At 62.1% G+C, this 18,425-nt stretch carries 16 protein-coding genes and 1 CRISPR repeat array; of the genes, 12 read left to right on the top strand and 4 right to left on the bottom strand.

Annotation, left to right across the window (positions count from 1 at the left end; translation table 11 throughout):
- The first annotated feature begins 36 nt into the window (after positions 1-36).
- Positions 37-687 (top strand): endonuclease III, encoded by a 651-nt coding sequence (gene nth / locus C2E25_RS07395; RefSeq protein ID WP_103115124.1) that lies wholly within the window; start codon positions 37-39, stop codon positions 685-687.
- A 13-nt stretch (positions 688-700) separates the two neighbouring features.
- Positions 701-1,654, top strand: coding sequence for a TAXI family TRAP transporter solute-binding subunit (locus C2E25_RS07390; RefSeq protein WP_158247176.1), 954 nt, complete (start codon positions 701-703; stop codon positions 1,652-1,654).
- A gap of 141 nt (positions 1,655-1,795) precedes the next feature.
- Here the strand turns inward: C2E25_RS07390 and C2E25_RS07385 are convergent, their stop codons facing one another.
- Positions 1,796-4,204: a penicillin-binding protein 1A gene (locus C2E25_RS07385; RefSeq protein ID WP_103115122.1), complete on the bottom strand. Its 2,409-nt coding sequence runs from the start codon at positions 4,202-4,204 to the stop codon at positions 1,796-1,798.
- Positions 4,205-4,486: 282 nt separating this feature from the next.
- On the opposite strand from C2E25_RS07385, the gene pyk reads away from it, so the two are divergent.
- The 4 genes from pyk to C2E25_RS07365 all read left to right on the top strand — a co-directional run bounded on the left by pyk (position 4,487) and on the right by C2E25_RS07365 (position 8,231).
- Positions 4,487-5,944, top strand: a complete 1,458-nt coding sequence (gene pyk, locus C2E25_RS07380; protein WP_103115121.1) for a pyruvate kinase — start codon at positions 4,487-4,489, stop codon at positions 5,942-5,944.
- Between the two features lie 89 nt (positions 5,945-6,033).
- Complete coding sequence (gene queC, locus C2E25_RS07375) at positions 6,034-6,711, top strand: 7-cyano-7-deazaguanine synthase QueC (RefSeq protein WP_103115120.1); 678 nt, start codon at positions 6,034-6,036, stop codon at positions 6,709-6,711.
- Positions 6,712-6,735: 24 nt separating this feature from the next.
- The gene (folE2, locus tag C2E25_RS07370; RefSeq protein ID WP_103115178.1) at positions 6,736-7,509 is read left to right on the top strand and encodes a GTP cyclohydrolase FolE2; all 774 of its coding nucleotides are present in this window, start codon (positions 6,736-6,738) and stop codon (positions 7,507-7,509) included.
- A 29-nt stretch (positions 7,510-7,538) separates the two neighbouring features.
- A complete protein-coding gene (locus C2E25_RS07365; protein WP_158247175.1) occupies positions 7,539-8,231 on the top strand; it encodes a TIGR04282 family arsenosugar biosynthesis glycosyltransferase in 693 nt (230 codons plus the stop codon).
- Between the two features lie 190 nt (positions 8,232-8,421).
- Here the strand turns inward: C2E25_RS07365 and C2E25_RS07360 are convergent, their stop codons facing one another.
- Positions 8,422-9,153 carry a hypothetical protein gene (locus C2E25_RS07360; RefSeq protein ID WP_103115118.1) on the bottom strand — a complete coding sequence of 244 codons (732 nt, stop codon included), beginning with the start codon at positions 9,151-9,153 and terminating at the stop codon, positions 8,422-8,424.
- A gap of 4 nt (positions 9,154-9,157) precedes the next feature.
- The gene (gene ilvA, locus C2E25_RS07355) at positions 9,158-10,366 is read right to left on the bottom strand and encodes a threonine ammonia-lyase (protein WP_103115117.1); all 1,209 of its coding nucleotides are present in this window, start codon (positions 10,364-10,366) and stop codon (positions 9,158-9,160) included.
- A 166-nt stretch (positions 10,367-10,532) separates the two neighbouring features.
- Between ilvA and tolQ the strand changes: the two genes are divergently transcribed.
- From tolQ to ybgF, 6 genes are all read left to right on the top strand, one after another.
- The gene (gene tolQ, locus C2E25_RS07350) at positions 10,533-11,195 is read left to right on the top strand and encodes a protein TolQ (RefSeq protein ID WP_103115116.1); all 663 of its coding nucleotides are present in this window, start codon (positions 10,533-10,535) and stop codon (positions 11,193-11,195) included.
- 3 nt (positions 11,196-11,198) lie between these two features.
- Positions 11,199-11,621: a protein TolR gene (gene tolR, locus C2E25_RS07345; protein WP_103115115.1), complete on the top strand. Its 423-nt coding sequence runs from the start codon at positions 11,199-11,201 to the stop codon at positions 11,619-11,621.
- A 1-nt stretch (position 11,622) separates the two neighbouring features.
- Positions 11,623-12,432, top strand: a complete 810-nt coding sequence (locus tag C2E25_RS07340; protein WP_103115114.1) for a TonB C-terminal domain-containing protein — start codon at positions 11,623-11,625, stop codon at positions 12,430-12,432.
- A 2-nt stretch (positions 12,433-12,434) separates the two neighbouring features.
- Positions 12,435-13,724 carry a Tol-Pal system beta propeller repeat protein TolB gene (tolB, locus tag C2E25_RS07335; RefSeq protein WP_103115113.1) on the top strand — a complete coding sequence of 430 codons (1,290 nt, stop codon included), beginning with the start codon at positions 12,435-12,437 and terminating at the stop codon, positions 13,722-13,724.
- Positions 13,725-13,861: 137 nt separating this feature from the next.
- Complete coding sequence (gene pal / locus C2E25_RS07330; protein ID WP_103115112.1) at positions 13,862-14,410, top strand: peptidoglycan-associated lipoprotein Pal; 549 nt, start codon at positions 13,862-13,864, stop codon at positions 14,408-14,410.
- A gap of 76 nt (positions 14,411-14,486) precedes the next feature.
- Complete coding sequence (gene ybgF, locus C2E25_RS07325; protein WP_103115111.1) at positions 14,487-15,272, top strand: tol-pal system protein YbgF; 786 nt, start codon at positions 14,487-14,489, stop codon at positions 15,270-15,272.
- Positions 15,273-15,341: 69 nt separating this feature from the next.
- On the opposite strand, the gene C2E25_RS07320 is transcribed toward ybgF, so the two are convergent.
- A complete protein-coding gene (locus C2E25_RS07320) occupies positions 15,342-17,069 on the bottom strand; it encodes a cation:proton antiporter (protein WP_103115110.1) in 1,728 nt (575 codons plus the stop codon).
- 131 nt (positions 17,070-17,200) lie between these two features.
- A CRISPR array of direct repeats spans positions 17,201-18,368; the repeat unit is 28 nt; unit sequence TTTCTAAGCTGCCTATGCGGCAGTGAAC.
- Positions 18,369-18,425 lie beyond the last annotated feature (57 nt).

The raw sequence follows: 18,425 nt of genomic DNA, 5'->3' as shown, positions 1-18,425 counted from the left end.
GTTGCCGGGGATTTCAGTCTCACCGGAAGGCAAGGTATGGGCAGCCTGACCGATCGCGATGCCGCGATTGTTCTGCTCGAACGTCTGGAGCAGGTGTACCCGGAAGCGGAGTGCGCGCTGAATCATCGCAACCCCTGGCAGCTGCTGGTTGCCACCATGTTGTCGGCGCAGTGTACCGATGTGCGCGTCAACCTGGTGACACCGTCGCTGTTTGAACGTTTCCCCTCCCCGGGGGCAATGGCGGATGCCGACCTGGTCGAGGTGGAAGCGCTGATCCGTTCCACCGGGTTCTTTCGCAACAAGGCGAAAAACCTGATCGGCTGCGCCGCCGTTCTGAGTGTCGAATACGGTGGAGAAGTGCCAACCGACCTTGAGCAGCTGGTTGCCCTGCCGGGGGTTGGCCGCAAAACAGCCAACGTGGTCCTCGGCAACGCCTTCGGCATCCCCGGCATGGTGGTTGATACCCATGTCAAACGCCTGGCCGGGCGCTTCGGTTGGACGCGGGCCGAAGATCCGGTTAAAATTGAAAAGGACTTGCAACAGTTGCTGCCGGAGGAGCGCTGGACGCGGGCCGGCCATACCCTGATAGCCCACGGTCGGACCCTGTGCAAGGCGCCGACGCCGGTCTGCAGCGCCTGTCCGATCGCGGATGGCTGCCCGCGACGGGGAGTTACGCGCAGCAAATAAGAAGGAGCAGGTCGTGCCCCGTCGGGTTCACTTGCCGACATTCGTGCTGCTGCTGTTTCTGGCGATGGGCTGTGATTCACAGCAGCAAACCATTCTCATCGGCGGCGGTCCGTCCGGTGGCACCTTCCAGGGCTATGCCGAAGCGCTGCTGGAGGTGACTTCGACCGTTGCGCCGAAGCGGCAGTGGCGGGTTGAATCCTCGGCCGGATCGATTGGCAACCTTGAAGATCTCAGCGCCGGCCGTCTTGATCTCGCCCTGGTCTACGCCGGCGACGCCTGGCTCGGTCGCCGGGGACAGTTGCCGGACGAGGCGTCGTCGTTCGAGAATGTTCGCGCCCTCGGTCGTCTTTACGGTGCCGCGGCACAGCTGGTGGTACCCGAGTCTAGCCCCATAAGCCAACTCAGTGACCTGATCGGCAAACGGATCGCCATCGGCAACCCCGGTTCCGGAACAGCGCTGGCCGCGCGGCGCTACTTCTCCCGTGTCGGTTTGTGGCAGCGGATCGTGCCGATTCACGTCGGTTTCAGCATGGGGCTCGGCGAACTGGATCGGGGCAGCGTCGAGGCGGTCTGGCTGGTGGTCGGCTATCCCAACCGGGCCCTGGTCTCTGCGGCGGAAAACCGGCCGCTGCGTTTCATCGACCTCTTTTCCGAGGCCCGCGAAAGCAGCTTTTTCCGCGAGTTTCCTTTCTACACCGAAAAGATCATTCCTCCGGGAACCTATCCCGGCCAGGTGCGGCGTGTCTGGACTTTTGAGGATTCGGCGCTGCTCGCGGCCCGGGTCGATCTCGACGACGGTCTGGTCTACCGGCTGCTGCAGAGGCTCTATGCCGATGCCGGGATGGAGGCGATGGCGGAACGGCATCCGATCGGCAGGCAGCTTGACCGCCGGCTCGGACTGCGTGGCATCCGGGTTCCGTTGCATCCCGGAGCCGAGCGTTTCTGGCGCGGGCAGGGGATGCTCTGAACGAGCAGGCTGATGAAAAACGCCCATCTGCGGCGTTGTCCTTCCCCCGCGTCAACGATGTACCTTCCGGTACGCCTTATTCAGCGGGTGCGCGGACGCCTTGCATGTGGACATTTTTGCTCAGCCTGGGGAACCTGACGTTTAGTTCTCTTCCAGGTCAAGCTTGAAGAAGTCGCGCGCCTTGGGACGGTCTTCATCCAGGGCGTAGCGGGTGGGAGCGGTGCCGGGGGCGAAGGCCTCGATGATGGCGTCCGGAGTGTCTTCCGGAACCAGCAGCCCGGTTTTCGGATCGATGGAGCGGAATTCGATGCTGTCGGGGACCCGGAACTGGCGCGGACGAAATTTTTTACTCGCCTTGCGCATGAAGGCGACCCAGGCCGGGGCGGCGGCCCGCGAGCCGGTTTCCTGCTTGCCGAGGGAGCGTTCCTGATCGTAGCCGGTCCAGGTGACGGCGACCAGCTGCGGGATGAAACCGATGAACCAGGCATCCTTGAGGTCATTGGTGGTGCCGGTTTTCCCGGCCACCGGCCGGCCCAGCGCCTTGGCCCGCCAGCCGGTGCCGTGCTGGACGACGCTTTCGAGCAGGTTGGTGATCAGATAGGCGGTTTCAGGGGAGATAACCCGTTCCCTACGCTGCTGCAGCAGACGCTGTCCGGGGCCGGCACCGTCGGGGAAGTCGGCCGGGTCGACCGAGGCGATGACCTTGCCGTCGCGGTCAAGGATACGGGTGATATAGGCCGGGCTGACCTTGATGCCGCCATTGGCGAACACCGCGTAGACCTTGGCCATTTCAATCGGGGTGACCGCCGAGGAGCCGAGTCCCAGGGTCAGGTCGCGGGTCAGCGGCGAGACGATACCGAGTCGGCGGGCGTAGTTGGCGGCGTAGTTGACCCCGATATCCTCAAGAATCTTGATGGTGATGATATTGCGTGAGTGGGTCAGACCGGTGCGCAGCGAGGTCGGCCCGTAGAATTTCTTGCCGTAGTTGCGTGGTTTCCATTCGGTCTCTTCCCCGGAATCGCGGGTTTCCTTGTAGATGATCGGCGTGTCGAGGATCACCGTCGCCGGGGTATAGCCCTTATCGAGCGCCGCGGCGTAGATCAGGGGCTTCATCGCCGACCCGGGCAGACGCCGGGCCTGGGTGACGCGGTTGAACTGGCTGTCGGCGAAATCGAAACCACCGACCATCGCCTTGACCTGGCCGCTCTGCGGGTCGAGGGCGACCAGCGCCCCCTGGGCTTTCGGGGTCTGCTCCAGGCTCAGTTCCAGGGACCCGTCAGGACGGACCTTGTTGACGCGCAGCTCCAGAACCGAACCGATCGGCACCAGGATCTGATCCGATTCCGGATCCTCCGGGGTTTTCAGGTAGTCTTCACGGGAGAGGAAGCGAAGGTTTCCCGCCCACTTGAAGGAATCACGGGGAAGCAGCCCGCGGCGGTCACCGACCGTGACCTGCAGCACCCGGGAGTCGAAACCGGTGAGGATGCCGCGCAGGTAGTCCCCGGCCGCTGGCGGCCGGCGCTGGAGCCGGCGGGTCTGTTCAGCGAGAAAGGTGACGGTGTCGGCTTCACTGAGAATTTTCTGCGGACCGCGGTAGCCCTGGCGTTTGTCGTAGTTGCGCAGGTTTTCCCGCACCGCCTGTTGCGCGGCACGCTGCATCTCCAGGTTGAGGGAGGTGTGGACTTCGAGCCCCTGGGTCAGCACGGTTTCGGCACCATAAGTCTCGACCAGGTCACGGCGAACCTGCTCGGTGAAGTAGGCCGCTTCGGCGACGTGCTGGTTGACCCGGGGGTGGATGACGACCTGTTCGGCTTCGGCCTGCTCGGCCTCGGCTTCACTGATGTAGCCGTCCTCGACCATGCGCTTGAGAACGTAGTGCTGGCGGTCCTTGGCGCGCTGGAAGTGGCGGTAGGGGGAATAGCGGCTCGGTGCCTGCGGCAGGCCGGCGAGAATCGCCGACTCGGCGAGGGTCAGGTCTTCGACATTTTTGGCGAAATAATTCTCCGCCGCCGCCTGGATGCCGTGAGCGCCGTGACCAAGGTAGATCTGGTTGAGATAAAGGTAGAGAATCTCCTCCTTGGAGAGTTTCTGCTCCATGCGCCAGGCGAGAATCGCTTCCTTGAACTTGCGTTCGAATTTCTTCTCCGGGGTCAGCAGCAGTGATTTTGCGACCTGCTGGGTGATGGTGCTGCCGCCCTGGACAATGCCGCCGGCCTGGATATTCTTCAGCGCGGCGCGGAAGATGGAAACCAGGTCGATACCGCGATGTTCGAAGAACTTCGAATCTTCGGCGGCGACGAAGGCGTGGATCAGCTGCCGCGGGATACGTTCCACCGGCACCAGGATGCGCCGTTCCTTGTAGATCTCGGCGATCACCGTGCCGTCGTCGCTGAGTATGCGGGTGATGATCGGCGGCCGGTAGTCGGCCAGGGTGTCGACTTTCGGCAGGGAGCCGGCAACCAGCAGGTAGGCGGTGACAATGCCGGTCGCCCCGAGCAGGGCTGCGGCGAGAGCCAGCCAGAGGAGTTTGCGAAACAGGGAACGTATCATGGTTTTGATGGTCCGGGTGTCAACCTGAATCAGTGATTCGGGTCAAGGTCGCAGCGAACCGGCAGATCGATCTTGACAGCCGGTCTCCCCACCTTTGAAAATTCCAACGGCAAACCCGTAACTTATAGCATGCACCAAGCGTTTCCGGCAACCATTTTGCGGTTGCCCGTCAGAGGCTCTGTGCTATATTCAAAGCGGCCGCAAGCGAGTCAATGACTTGTGCTGTTCGCCGGTATGAGCTCACTGATTCAGGTATTCTTGAACCGATCAAAGGATGACTGTATGCAGCGAAAATTCCGTCACGCCAAGATTGTCGCCACGATCGGGCCGGCGAGTTCGACCGAAGAGCGGCTCGATGCTTTGCTGGATGCCGGAGCCGACCTTTTCCGGCTGAACTTTTCTCATGGCACCCGGGATGAAAAACGGGAACTGATCGCCCGCATCAGGGCTCTGTCGCGACGGCGGCAGCGGGCGGTGGCTATCCTCGGTGATCTGCAGGGGCCGAAAATCCGCGTCGGCACGCTTGATCGGGGAATGCTGAAACTGATTGCCGGCGAGCAGGTGTGGATCACCACCGAGAACCTGGTCGGCAAGGATCATCTGATCCCCACCGGTTACGCCGGTCTGCCGAATGATGTCCGCCCCTGTGACCGGATTCTGCTCGATGACGGGTTGCTGGAACTGGAGGTGGCCGAAGTTGATCCTCCCCGGGTTCGCTGCCGGGTGATCGTCGGCGGCATCCTCAAGGACCGCAAGGGGATCAACCTTCCCGGAGTGGCGGTCTCGGCGCCGGCGATGACCGAAAAAGACTGGGCGGACCTCGACTTCTGCATGGAACAGCAGGTCGATTACGTGGCGCTCTCCTTTGTCCGCAGCCCGGATGAAGTGGAAGGGTTGAAGAAGCACCTGCTGGACCGGGAAAGTCCGATTCAGGTGATCGCCAAGATTGAAAAGCCGGAGGCGGTGGAGGTCTTTGACGCGATTCTTGAGGTCAGTGACGGCATCATGGTCGCGCGCGGTGATCTCGGCGTTGAGATTCATCCGGAAAAGGTACCGTTGATCCAGAAGCGGATTATCCGCAAGTGCAACCACGCCGGAAAGCCGGTCATCACCGCCACCCAGATGCTGAAAAGCATGGTCAGCAATCCCCGGCCGACCCGGGCCGAAACCTCGGATGTCGCCAATGCCATCCTCGACGGCAGTGACGCGGTGATGCTCTCGGCGGAAACCGCCAGCGGGCGCTATCCGGTGGAGGCGGTGCAACTGATGGAGCGGGTCGCGCTTGATGTTGAATCGGACCCGGCCCTGCGCGAGCAGGTCTTTTCCCCGCTTGCCGAGGTTGACGGTTGGCGCTCCCTGCCCGAGGCGATTTCCCAGGCTGCCTGCCGGGTGGCGGAAAACCTCGGTGCGGCGGCGATTCTGGCTTTTACCCAGACCGGCAAGACCGCGGCGCTGGTGGCCAAGTATCGCCCCCGGGTGCCGATCTACGCGGTGACTCCGTCCGAGACAGTGCGGCGCCAGCTGGCCCTTTACCACGGGGTACGCTCGCTGCGGGTCAAAATCGAGGGCAATACCGAAGCGCAGATCGAAACCGTTGCCAAAACCGTTCTTGAGGCCGGCATCCTGCAGCGCGGTGAGGTGGTGGTGATCACCATGGGCAGCCCGGTTTCCGCCCCAGGCACCACCAACCTGCTCAAGGTTCACCGGTTGGGGACCGGAGATTATTACGAGGTTCATTAACGTCGGGTGTCAGGCGCAGGGCGACGGGACGATTGGACTTGACCTTTAGCCTTTGGCCTTTGGCCCTTAGCCGATTTCAGGGTTTATCAATGAAGAAAAAAGCAGTTGTTCTCTATAGCGGCGGACTCGACTCGACCACCTGCCTGGCGATCGCCCGCGATCAGGGCTTCGCGCCCTATGCCCTCAGCTTTGCCTATGGTCAGCGTCATACCGTCGAGCTGGAAAAGGCAAAAACCTATGCTCCGCAGATCGGCGCCGTCGCCCATCAGGTGGCCGATATCGACCTGCGCGCCTTCGGCGGCAGCGCCCTGACCGCCGATATCGAGGTGCCCAAGGATCGTCCCCTCGACGAGGAGATCCCGGTGACCTACGTGCCGGCACGCAACACGATTTTTCTCTCCTTCGCTCTCGGCTGGGCCGAGGTTCTCGGGGCCTTCGATATCTTCATCGGCGTCAACGCCCTCGACTACTCAGGGTATCCCGATTGCCGTCCCGAGTATATCGCCGCCTGGCAGAAGCTGGCCAACCTGGCGACCGCGGCCGCGGTCGAGGGAAAGGGCGAATACCGGATTCACAGCCCGCTGCTGGAGCTCACCAAGGCCGACATCATCCGGCGCGGTCTGGATCTCGGTGTTGACTACAGCCTGACCCATTCCTGCTACGACCCGACCCCGGAGGGTCTGGCCTGCGGTCGCTGCGATTCCTGTCGGCTGCGTCTCAAGGGTTTTGCCGAGGTCGGGTTGCAGGACCCGGTTGCCTACGCCTGAGTCGGAACGGAGTTTTCCATGTCCATGCCCGATCTGCAGAAATCGCGCGACACGCGCAACATCCCCATCGACAAGGTGGGGGTGAAGGATATCCGCTACCCGATTGTGCTGCTCGACAAGTACAGGGAGCAGCAGCACACCGTGGCCCGGATCAACATGTACGTCGATCTGCCCGAACAGTTCAAGGGCACCCATATGAGTCGTTTCATCGAGATTCTCAACCGCTACCATGGCGAGATCAGTGTCGACAATCTGGAGGAGATTCTCGGCGAGATGCAGCAGCGGCTGGATGCCGGCCGGGCCCATCTCGAACTCTGTTTTCCCTACTTCATCGAAAAGCGCGCCCCGGTTTCCGGCGCGCGCGGACTGATGGAATACCAGTGCCGCATGATCGGTACCCTGAGCGATCATTTCGATTTCGTCATCGAGGCCGAGGTGCCGGTGACTTCGCTCTGTCCCTGTTCCCGGGAGATCAGCGAGGTTGGAGCGCACAACCAGCGCAGCCTGGTGCGGGTCCAGATCCGTTACCGGGAGCATGTCTGGCTCGAAGACCTGATCGCCACCGTTGAAAGCTGCGCCAGCGCGCCGGTTTATTCGCTGCTCAAGCGCGAGGATGAAAAGGCGGTCACCGAACAGGCCTATCACAACCCGATGTTTGTCGAAGACATGGTGCGTGAGGTGACCAGGAAACTTAAGGAAAACGGTGAGATAAGCTGGTTTCGCGTGGAATGTGAAAATTTCGAGTCAATTCATAACCATTCGGCCTACGCCCAGGTCGAGATGACTGTCGGGGACTAGTCAACGCTGTGGATAAGGTTGTGGAAAGCGTGGAAAAGTCCCTGCGGCAGAAACAGATTCACAGTGACGATAAAGCATCCCAGGTGTTGGGTGTGTTTGCCAAGCGGCCCCTTCCCGGCCGGGTCAAGACCCGGCTTTGTCCTCCCTGTTCCCCGGAGCAGGCGGCGGCTCTCTATGCGGCCTGTCTCGACGAGACGGTTGCCAGGCTTTCGGCCTGCGGCCGTCCGCTGGTGCTTTTCCATGCCGGGGAAAGGGGCTGGTTTGCGGACCATTTTCCAGCGATCGAACTGCGGCCCCAGGGGGAGGGAGATCTCGGGCAGCGCATGGCGCGGGCTCTGCACGGTCTTCTTGCCGATGGCTTCCGGGCGGCGGCCCTGGTCGGCAGCGACAGTCCCGATCTGCCGCGGGCGCTGGTCGATGAGGCCTTTGCCGCGTTGCGGACGGCTGACGCGGTGGCCGCTCCGGCCGATGACGGCGGCTATGTGCTGATCGGTTGTCGTCGGCCCTGTCCGGAGTTGTTTCGGGATATCGCCTGGAGTACCGCCGAGGTGCTGGACAGCACCCGGCAGGCGGCTGATCGGGCCGGTATTCATTTGTGCCGGGTGGCTTCCTGGTACGATCTCGATGATGCCGAGGCGATCAAGCGCCTGCTGCAGCGCAGTCCCGGATCGCGGACGGCCGCCTATATCCGCACCCATCTCGGGTCATTGTTCTCGTCCTGAATCAGTGAGTCCATTGCCGGCGAATAGCACAAGTCATTGACCCGTCTGTACTTTTCAAAAATCGCCGGCGAACCTATGGGTGCGCCTCAGATTTTTGCAAATCACATTCAGGTCAAGCACTTGTACTCTTCATCCGACATAAACCCACGGATTCAGGTTAGTTCCAGCTGTCGGGGGCCACAACCCCCGGTCAGCGACTTCCCAGCAGCAGCCGCTGCGGCCGCCAGGCGGCGAGATGGCTGTAGAGAGTCTGCTGTTGCGGATCATCGATCAGGTGTACCCAGCCGCCGATATGCACCAGCCGTTGTTCCGGTCGGCGTTGCAGCAGTTCGACGATTTTTTCAGCCATGGCCGCGTCGCGCGGGCCGATTCCTTCGGTGCCGCGTCGGTTGCGGAGAAAGGTGCGACGCAGGCTCTCCGGGGCATCCTCGGCCAGCAGTTGCCGGGCGCCGGCATAGCCTTCGTTTCCCGACGGCGGAACTCCGGTCGGCCGGCGCACCAGGATCTTCAGGTTGCGGTAGCTGATCAGTCCGGTTTCCACCTGGCGCAGTTTCGGGATCGAGACTTCCGAGAGATCGACCAGCTTCAGGTCTGCGCCATCGGCGTCGGCATAGGCACGGGCCGCCCGGTATTCAAAAGGCAGCGCCAGCAGGCCGCGGATGTCGGCAATGGCAGGATGCCGGTTGAGCTGTTGAAGCGGGCAGCCCAGTTCTTTGGCCAGGCGTTTCAGGATCCGCTCCAGCCGCAGCAGCTGCGGTCGGGTCTGCCCGGTCCGGTAGTCGCGGGCGTAGGGACTCATTTCAACCGTGACCAGGCCCGGTCGCAGTTGTTCAAGGATGCGGCTGAGACGTTCTTCCCCGTACCGGTCGCGGTGCACGGTGCCGATCAGAAACAGACGATCGCTGATGGGATGATCGGACATGGTTTCAGTGCAGCACTTCGGCGCCCCAGGTCTGGCGGCGCAGGGCGTCGAGGATGGCGGCAATATGTTCGGGGCCGCGGGTTTCGAGTTCGAGCAGTACCTCGGCCCGGCCGAGGGGGATGCTGCTCAGTCGACGGTCATGATGAACGTGCAGGATATTGGCTCCCTGCCCGGCGAGCAGCTGGCTGAGCCGTGCCAGGTTGCCGGGGGCATCATCGAGGTTGACAAGGATTTTCAGAAAACGGCCTTCGGCGATCATGCCGCGCTGCACCACCCGGGAGAGGGTCTGGACATCGATGTTGCCGCCCGACAGCAGGCAGGCGACCGGTCCGGGCGGCAGCTTCGGCGCGTGGAAGAGCAGGGCGGCCAGAGTGACCGCCGCCGATCCTTCGACCACCAGCTTGGTTTTTTCCAGCAGCCCGACGATCGCCTGGGCGATCTCCTCTTCTTCAACGGTGAGCAGATGGTCGACCAGTTCCTCGATCAGCGGAAAGGTTCTGGCACCAAGCTGTTTGACCACGATACCGTCCGCCAGGGAATGTGCCGAGGCCAGGCGGACGCGCTTTCCGCTCCGCCTTGAGTGCAGCGCGCTGGCGGCTCCGGCCGCTTCGACGCCGATGATGCGGATGCGTGGGTTGAGGGCCTTGAGGGCGCTGGCCACGCCGCTGATCAGTCCGCCGCCGCCGATCGGCACCAGCAACGCCGCCAGATCGGGACGCTGGGCATGGATTTCCAGGCCGATGGTTCCCTGTCCGGCGATCACCAGACGATGATCGAAGGCGGGCAGGTAGACCAGATTGTTCTGCCGCTGCAGCTGCCTGGCATGGGCCGCCGCGGCATCGTAGTTTTCTCCATGCAGAATAACCTCGGCGCCGTAGTGACGGGTCGCCTGTTCCTTGGCCAGCGGGGTGCTGACCGGCATCACCACCGTCGCCGGAACCTGGAACAACTGGGCGGCGCGGGCCACGCCCTGGGCGTGATTGCCGGCAGAGGCCGCGATCACCCCCGGGGCGATGCGCTTGCGGGGCTGGCAGGCGAGAAAGTTGTAGGCGCCGCGCAGCTTGAAGGAGCCGGTACGCTGCAGGTTCTCGCATTTCAGTAGCAGCGGCCGGCCGAGTTTTTGGCTGAAATAGGCCGACTGCAGCAGCGGCGTGCGGCGAACCTGTCCTTCGAGTCGGGCGGCGGCCTGCTGGATGAGCTTGAGATCGAGCATACAGAGCAAGCTTACCCCGCCTGCTGTCGAAGGCAAGCCTCTGCGCGGCGGAACCGGGCTGTGGGTAAGCACGTTGACTTGCCCCGGGCGATCGTCAATAATCGCCGCAGTTGGTGTTTTTCAGGCCGTCATTGATCATTCATGTATCGCCGTAAGGAGGAGTCCCTTGGAATTGATCCTCGGTGCGGGGCCGGTCGTCAAGCTGGTCCTGCTGGTTCTCGCCTATTTTTCCATTGTTTCCTGGGCCATCATTTTTCTCAAGTTTCGGATTGTCCGCCGGGCGATCATTGACTCGGATCGTTTTCTCGATTTCTTCTGGGCGAAGAAACGCTTTGACCTGATCGGCCAGGGGCTCAAGGATTTTTCCCAGTCACCGCTGACCGTTCTGTTCCGCGAGGGCTACCAGGAGTTGCTGCGCGGCAGTCGACAGCCGAGCGAGGGTGGCGGCCCGAGCGCCGAGCTGGGGCGGTCGGCCAATGTCGCCCGCGCCCTGCGCCGTGCCACCACCAGTGAAACCCAGCGGCTGGAAAAATATCTCACCTTTCTCGCCACCACCGGTTCGACCGCTCCCTTTATCGGTCTGTTCGGCACAGTCTGGGGGATCATGGATTCCTTTCACGGCATCGGTAAAACCGGCAGCGCCTCGCTGGCGGTGGTCGCGCCGGGAATCTCCGAGGCGCTGATCGCCACCGCCATCGGCCTGGTGGCGGCGATTCCGGCGGTCATGGCCTACAATCACTTCGTTAACAAGGTCAACGTGCTGACCGGTGAAATGGACAATTTCTGCCAGGAATTTCTCAATATCGTGCAGCGCATGGGACGGGATTAGGCGATGGAAGTCGGAACCCGCGGCAACTCGGGACGCAGCACCCTCTCCCAGATCAATGTCACCCCCTTTGTCGATGTCATGCTGGTGCTGCTGATCATTTTCATGGTCACCGCGCCGATGATGGAGACCGGGGTCGAGGTGGAACTGCCGGAGGTGAAGGATGCGCCGGCCATGACCGGGGCGCAGGAGCCGCTGGTGGTCACGGTTGCCGCTGACGGCACGATCAGTGTCGGCAAGTCGACGGTTCCCTCGCCGGCAAAGCTGACCCCGGTGCTGGAGCAGGTTCTGCGCGGACGCAAGTCGAAGGAAGTCTTCCTCGAAGCCGACCGCAAGGTTCCCTATGGGCGGGTGGTGCAGGTGATGGCGGCGATCAAGGCTGCCGGGGTCGCCAAGCTCGGCATGGTGGCTGAGGAACCTGAGCGCTGAGGTGAGCGGGAGCGGTCACAACAACCGCTGGCGGCGGCAGGCCGGGGGACGACGCGATCCGCGTCTGGCCGCGATGCTCGGCTATTCATTCGGCCTGCACCTGCTGCTGGTGCTGCTCTTCGGCGGCTGGCTGCTGCCGCGCATGCAGCATTCGAAGCCGCCGGTCTACGTGGTCGACCTGGTCAACCTGCCGGTCAAAAATCCGCAGGCCGGGCGACCGGACGGGGCGCCGAAGCACAAGGTCAAGGCCCGACCGAAAGCGAAGGCGAAGCCGGTTGCCAGGCCCAAGCCCAAGCCGAAACCCAAGGTCAAACCCAAGGTCAAACCCAAGTCCAGGCCGAAAGCGGTCAGCAAGCCTCGGCCGAAACCGAAGGTTGACTATCGCAAGACCGAAAGCGCCATCGAGAAGCTCAGGCGCAAGCGGGAACGCGAGGAGTTGAAGCGGAAACTGGCGGCTCTGGAGGCGCAGGACACCCGCCGGGCGCCGGGCAGCAAGGCGCCTCTCGGCGAAACCGCCGGCACCGGCAGTGAGGCCGGGGTTTCCTACCGGACCTGGTTGCAGCAGGCCTACAAGAGTGCCTGGAGCCTGTCGAAATACCAGGTCAGGAGTCTTGATCTCAAGGCGGATGTCGAAGTGGTTTATGATGCCCGCGGCTTTCTGCGCGACTATACGGTTATGAAGAGTTCGGGGGATCGTCGTTTTGATGATTCGATTACCCAGGCGATTCGCCGGGTTGATCGGCTTGAACCGCCGCCGGGCCGAACCATCAGGGAAATCATCAAGTTCAACCTCAAGGATCTTCAGGAATAATCATGACACGATTGATTCTGCCGCTGTTGCTGCTGCTGGTTCTGGTTACGCCGGCCTGGAGCGCCATCGAAATCAGCGCCCCGGGGCAACAGCAGATACCGCTGGCGCTGACCGTCCTCCAGCCGCTCGACGGCGGCCGCAACCCGGCCCTGGCCGAGGAGTTCAACCAGGTCCTCTCCTGGGACCTTGAGCTGACCGGTCTTTTCAGCCGCATCGACCCGCGCGCCTTTCTCGCCGATGCCGGCAGGTTGGGATTGCTCTCCATCGATGTGGATTTCGCCGAATGGCGGCTGCTGGGGGCTGAGATGCTGATCAAGGGCGGTTACTCGCTGCGCGGCGGACAGCTGGTGGTCGAGGCGCGGCTGTTTGATGTCCGCGCCCGGCGGCTGCTCAACGGTCGCCGTTATGTCGGCAAGCCGGGTGATGTCCGCCGCATCGCTCATGCCTTCGCCGACCAGATTCTGAAAAGCCTGACCGGCAGCCTCGGTCCCTTCAGCAGCCGGCTGGCGTACATCTCCGACCAGAGCGGGCGCAAGGAACTCTACCTGATGGAGGTTGACGGACACAAGCCGGTGCGGATTACAAATCATCGCTCCATCGTCCTCAATCCCGATTTCTCCGCCGACGGGCGCCGGGTGATTTTCACCAGCTACCGGGCCGGTAATCCCGATCTCTACCAGCGGGATATCTTCAGCGGTCGCGAGTCGCGGCTTTCCGCCCGCCGAGGGCTCAACGTCGGCGGCCGTTTCGCGCCGCGGGACGACCGGATCGCCCTGACCCTGTCGAAGGACGGCAATTCGGAAATCTACCTGCTTGACGGCAACGGCGGGATCAGTAAGCGACTGACCCGCTACTGGGGTATCGACATCGATCCGACCTGGAGCCCGGACGGTGATCGGATTGCCTTTGTCTCCAACCGGCGCGGCAATCCCCACATCTTTCTGCTTTCCACCGACGGCGGTGATCCGCAGCGCCTGACCCTGAACGGCAAGTACAATGTCACCCCGGCCTGGAGCCCGAAGGGGGACTGGATCGCCTTCAGCCGCAAGGAGGGAAGCCTGTTCGACATCTACCTGATCCGGCCCGACGGCAGCGAAGAGCGGCGGCTGACCTTCGGTCCCGGCAACAAGGAACATCCGCGCTGGAGTCCGGATGGGCGCTTTCTGGTCTATTCGTCGGATGAAAGCGGCAGGAAGGCGATCTACCTGATGCGTGCCGACGGCAGCGGTTCGGTCAAGGTTTCCGGCGGTTCCGGCAACTGCAACCATCCGGCCTGGTCGCCACGCTGGTAACCTCCGTCGCTGCCATCGTCAAGATTAATGCAATCCTAGTTGTCTTTTCAGCGGCTTTCTGTATAATCGAGGCTGTTTTACTAGGGTTTTTCGGTAACAATATCATTTCTATAGACGTTTGAAAGGAGTGGAACACCATGAAGAAGGTTGTCGTAATGCAGTGGATTGCCGTTGTGGCGCTGTGTTCCCTGTTGGCCGTTGGTTGTGCGAAAAAGCCCGCCGCGCAGCAGGCTCCCGCTGAAGCCCCGGTCGAGACCAAGGTTGCCGTCGAGCAGCCGACCGCGGTTGCCGACCAGGGGGTGAGCGAGTCCTCCGTCAAGGAGCAGGTTCCGGCCGACATCGAGGCCGTCGCCCGGCAGTTGCAGCGGATTCATTTTGATTTCGACCAGTTCAGTCTCTCGGCCCAGGCGCGTGATATCCTTGCCGCCAACGCTGCCCTGCTGCAGGCCAACGCCGGCGTCAAGGTGCGGATCGAGGGGCACTGCGACGAGCGTGGCTCCGACGAATACAACCTGGCGCTCGGTGAGCGACGGGCGATTGCCGCGCGTGACTACCTGGTTTCTCTCGGCGTGGCCGCCGACCGGATCTCGACTATCTCCTACGGTGAAGAGATGCCGCTCGACCCGGCCAGCAACGAAGCGGCCTGGGCCAAGAACCGGCGTGACGAGTTCAAAGCGGTCCGCTGATCAGCTTAAGATGGATACGGGGGCCGCGCTGTTTTGCAGCGCGGCCCTTTTTATTTCAGGTCTTTGAGGAGGCGTTATGAAAGCGTGCTATCTCGGATTTCTGCTGCTGGTGATGATCCTTGGCGGCTGTGCCAACCCGCAACAGCAGCAGCGCATCGACCAGGATCTGGCGGAGATGAAGCGTCGCCTGGCGGCCAATGAAACGGCCCTGGTGGAGTTGCGCAAGGCGCAGGCCGCCGGCGGTGGACAGCAGCAGCTGGCCGGACTGACCCGCGGCCAGGCCGACCTCAAGGCCGATTTCGACAGTTTTCGCAACCAGGTTCTCAGCATGCGGGGGGATATCGAGGAACAGGCGGCCGCCCGGCAGAAACTGCAGGCGGAACTGACCGCCCTGCGCGATGAACTGCGCTTCAAGGTCAAGGCCATCGAAGAACGTCTCGTCAAACTGGAGAAGGCGCCGTCGAAAGTCGCGGCGACAGCGCCCGCGCCCGTAAGTGCCGAAGAGCTTTATCAGCAGGGACTGGACGCGATCCGCAATCAGAACAACTTCGCCCTTGGCCGTGAGCGGCTGCAGGCCTTTCTCAAGCAATATCCCAAGCATCACCTGGCGGTGAATGCCACCTACTGGATCGGTGAAGCCTGGTACGGGGAGAAGAAGTACGAAAATGCCATCCTGCAGTTCCAGGATGTGGTCGAAAAATACGGGGACCAGCCGAAGGTGGCATCGGCCCTGCTCAAGCAGGGGCTGGCTTTCCAGGCCCTCGGCGACAAGGACAACGCCCGGGTGATCTGGGCCAAGCTGCAGGAACGGTTTCCTCAATCTCCGGAAGCGAAAAAGGCCACGGCGCTGATGAAGAAGTAAGCTGGCGTGGACATGAAAACAAACAAAAAGGGCGACCCGATGCGGGCCGCCCTTTTTGTTTGTCTCTTTTCAGGCTTTCTCCGCCAGCCGGCGGAAGGCGGAGAGGACGTCATTCTGGCTGAGGATACCGAGCAGGCGGGTCGGTTCATCCGGATCGACCACCGGGAAGAAGCTGACATCCCGCTGCTGCTGGAACAGGTCGAGCACCTCGCGCAGCGACTGTTGCGGAAAGACCGCATGCTGGACACTGGTGACCAGGTCGCCGGCCACCACCAGGCTTGCCAGGTCAGGTTCGAACAGCAGGCTGCGGATCTCGGTGTAGTTGACCATGCCGATAAAGCGGTCCCGTTGATCGACCACCGGGAAGCGGTCGTAACGGCTGTGAGCGATCAAGCGCAGCAGCTCGTGGTAGCCGGTGTCATTGTGCAGGGTTTCGACGTTCTGCCGCATGATGTGACGCACCAGGATATCTCCCGGATCGCTGACCTTGTGGCCGTCCGGCAGGCCGAGAGAGGCGCGGAAATGGTGGACTACGCTGTGCAGTCCTTCCAGGGCGCTTTGCGGCGCCTGCTTCTGCAGCAGCGAAAGCAGCGGGACTTCACCGGAATGAACCAGCCCGTGACGAACGGCGAGAGGGCCGAAGATTTCGAACACCACCACGGCGCCGAGAACCACGGTCTGCAGCAATGCGCCCATTTCCGGCCAGTCGATGACCAGGTTTCGGGCCAGCCCGATGGCGACCCCGGCCTGAGCCAGCAGGGTGGCGCCGACGTAGCGCTGCTCGCGCAGGCTGAATCCGCCGATGCGGGCACCGCACCAGGCGCCGACCAGTTTGCCGACGGTGCGGGCGATCACGTAGATGACTCCGAGCAGGCCGATGTGGCCAAGGGTCTGGAGGTGCAGGTTGGCGCCGGCGAGGACAAAGAAGGCGACATAGAGCGGGTAGTCGATTTGCCGCAGCGATTCAAGCATCCGGTGCCAGCGTGGCGAGCTGTTGGCCAGTACCATGCCGAGCGCCAGGCTGGCGAGCAGGCTGTCGACCTGCAGTGCCAGGCTGAGAGCGGTGCAGGCGGCGATGCCGCCGAGCAGGAGGATCTTGTACTCGCTGCCCTGTTCCAGGCGTTGCCCCCAGACCGACATCAGGAAGCCGAGCAGGCCGCCGAGCAGCAGCGGTCCGAACATCCGGGTCAACAGCTGCAGCGAAAAACCGCTGCCGGTCAGCAGTTGTTCCGCAAGGATAAAGAGCATCACCGAGGCAAGGTTGTTCAATCCGATCAGGGTCAGCACGGTGTTGGTCACCGGACCCGCGGCCTCGTATTCGCGGATCACCATCAGGGTCGCCGCCGGGGCGGTGGCGATGGCGATCAATCCCAGCAGCAGGCCGAAGGCGAGAGAGGTCTGGGTCAGGGTCAGGCCGCCGACCACGACGTCCATCAGCAGCTGGTTGACGAGGAAGCAACAGACCGCCACCAGGATGAAGGTCAGCCCGGTTTCTCCCAGAGAGAAGATGGCGATCCGGTGACGGTAGCGGCGCAGATGGTCGGTACGGAACTGGCCGCCGATGTTGACCATGATCAGAGCCAGGGCGAGATTGCCGAGAACGTCGAGTTCCCGCAGCGCGTCCTCGGCCAGCAGCGGCGGCAGGCCGAGCAGTTGGGCGCAGGAGGGGCCGAGCAGCAGGCCAGCCAGCAGGTAGCCGGTGACCCGCGGCAGGCGCAGCAGGGCCGCCAGGCGGCCGCCGACCAGGGAGCCGAGCAGCACAATGGCGAGGGCGGAGAAGAGATGGTGAAAGTGCATACAACCTCAAAAAAACCGTTATCCCGGGTTGGCAACGGTGATGATATGGAGTTTCAAGGATAGCAGAAAACGCGCTGCGGGGTTGGGCAGCATAGACCTGTTGCGGAATATCGTCCTTCTCCTGGAGCTATTTTCTAAGCTGCCTATGCGGCAGTGAACCAGGACCGGCGCTGTTGTTCTCCGCCGCTTACTTTCTAAGCTGCCTATGCGGCAGTGAACATGCGTTCGTCTGCCTGCTCCTGGCCCTCGACTTTCTAAGCTGCCTATGCGGCAGTGAACTGCGGCATGAAACCGTCGTCGTGGGCCTTGATTTTCTAAGCTGCCTATGCGGCAGTGAACGCGTAGTCCGCTATATAATGGGCTCCCTTATATTTCTAAGCTGCCTATGCGGCAGTGAACCTTGAGATGCTCAAGAAAGAGATCACCGCCCTTTTCTAAGCTGCCTATGCGGCAGTGAACACATCGACCTGCCTGCTTGGGCTCATCCGTCATTTCTAAGCTGCCTATGCGGCAGTGAACGAGTAGCCGAGCGCTCGGCGGTAGAGACTCTGTTTCTAAGCTGCCTATGCGGCAGTGAACCATGGCAAGCGTGGTCCTGTCTCACACTCGCATTTCTAAGCTGCCTATGCGGCAGTGAACGTCGATGATGGCGTGGGCCTGCTTGCGCTGGATTTCTAAGCTGCCTATGCGGCAGTGAACGCCGAGCGCCGCGCCGAGCAGGAGCGGATCAGTTTCTAAGCTGCCTATGCGGCAGTGAACGCGTAGTCCGCTATATAATGGGCTCCCTTATATTTCTAAGCTGCCTATGCGGCAGTGAACACCACCCGATCCCGATCGGGCCGCCCGAAAAATTTCTAAGCTGCCTATGCGGCAGTGAACGACTCGGTCGGTGATTTCAGCGAGGCTGCCGATTTCTAAGCTGCCTATGCGGCAGTGAACGCCGAGGCGGCGAGCTGGGTGTAGGCCTGGATTTTCTAAGCTGCCTATGCGGCAGTGAACGATTCAAACTCGACGCCACCGGCGGCGTCAAATTTCTAAGCTGCCTATGCGGCAGTGAACGGCGACACTCCGCATCTTGGGCAGTAGGTGGATTTCTAAGCTGCCTATGCGGCAGTGAACTGGACGTGCAGGACTACGAGGGCCGCTTTACCTTTCTAAGCTGCCTATGCGGCAGTGAACGGGGGCTGATATGGACCCCGCGCGCCCTCTTCTTTCTAAGCTGCCTATGCGGCAGTGAACAAGTCCACCACGCCACCGACCAGCCCGTCAAATTTCTAAGCTGCCTATGCGGCAGTGAACACCTAGTAATGCTAACCTAAAATTGACCAGCAAACAGGGGTTGTGCTAACCGAAAAT

The organism is Geothermobacter hydrogeniphilus, assembly GCF_002898515.1.
Taxonomy (GTDB): Bacteria; Desulfobacterota; Desulfuromonadia; order Desulfuromonadales; family Geothermobacteraceae; genus Geothermobacter_A.
The sequence above is the reverse complement of the archived record's forward strand: the minus strand, read 5'-3'. Positions and strand labels throughout refer to the sequence as shown.

What these genes read in the sequence shown, in the direction of transcription:
- nth (WP_103115124.1), top strand. Translation starts at nt 37, where the DNA reads ATGGGCAGCCTGACCGATCGCGATGCCGCGATTGTTCTGCTCGAACGT.
- C2E25_RS07385 (WP_103115122.1), bottom strand. Translation starts at nt 4,204, where the DNA reads ATGATACGTTCCCTGTTTCGCAAACTCCTCTGGCTGGCTCTCGCCGCA.
- pyk (WP_103115121.1), top strand. Translation starts at nt 4,487, where the DNA reads ATGCAGCGAAAATTCCGTCACGCCAAGATTGTCGCCACGATCGGGCCG.
- queC (WP_103115120.1), top strand. Translation starts at nt 6,034, where the DNA reads ATGAAGAAAAAAGCAGTTGTTCTCTATAGCGGCGGACTCGACTCGACC.
- folE2 (WP_103115178.1), top strand. Translation starts at nt 6,736, where the DNA reads ATGCCCGATCTGCAGAAATCGCGCGACACGCGCAACATCCCCATCGAC.
- C2E25_RS07360 (WP_103115118.1), bottom strand. Translation starts at nt 9,153, where the DNA reads ATGTCCGATCATCCCATCAGCGATCGTCTGTTTCTGATCGGCACCGTG.
- ilvA (WP_103115117.1), bottom strand. Translation starts at nt 10,366, where the DNA reads ATGCTCGATCTCAAGCTCATCCAGCAGGCCGCCGCCCGACTCGAAGGA.
- tolR (WP_103115115.1), top strand. Translation starts at nt 11,199, where the DNA reads ATGGAAGTCGGAACCCGCGGCAACTCGGGACGCAGCACCCTCTCCCAG.
- tolB (WP_103115113.1), top strand. Translation starts at nt 12,435, where the DNA reads ATGACACGATTGATTCTGCCGCTGTTGCTGCTGCTGGTTCTGGTTACG.
- pal (WP_103115112.1), top strand. Translation starts at nt 13,862, where the DNA reads ATGAAGAAGGTTGTCGTAATGCAGTGGATTGCCGTTGTGGCGCTGTGT.
- ybgF (WP_103115111.1), top strand. Translation starts at nt 14,487, where the DNA reads ATGAAAGCGTGCTATCTCGGATTTCTGCTGCTGGTGATGATCCTTGGC.
- C2E25_RS07320 (WP_103115110.1), bottom strand. Translation starts at nt 17,069, where the DNA reads ATGCACTTTCACCATCTCTTCTCCGCCCTCGCCATTGTGCTGCTCGGC.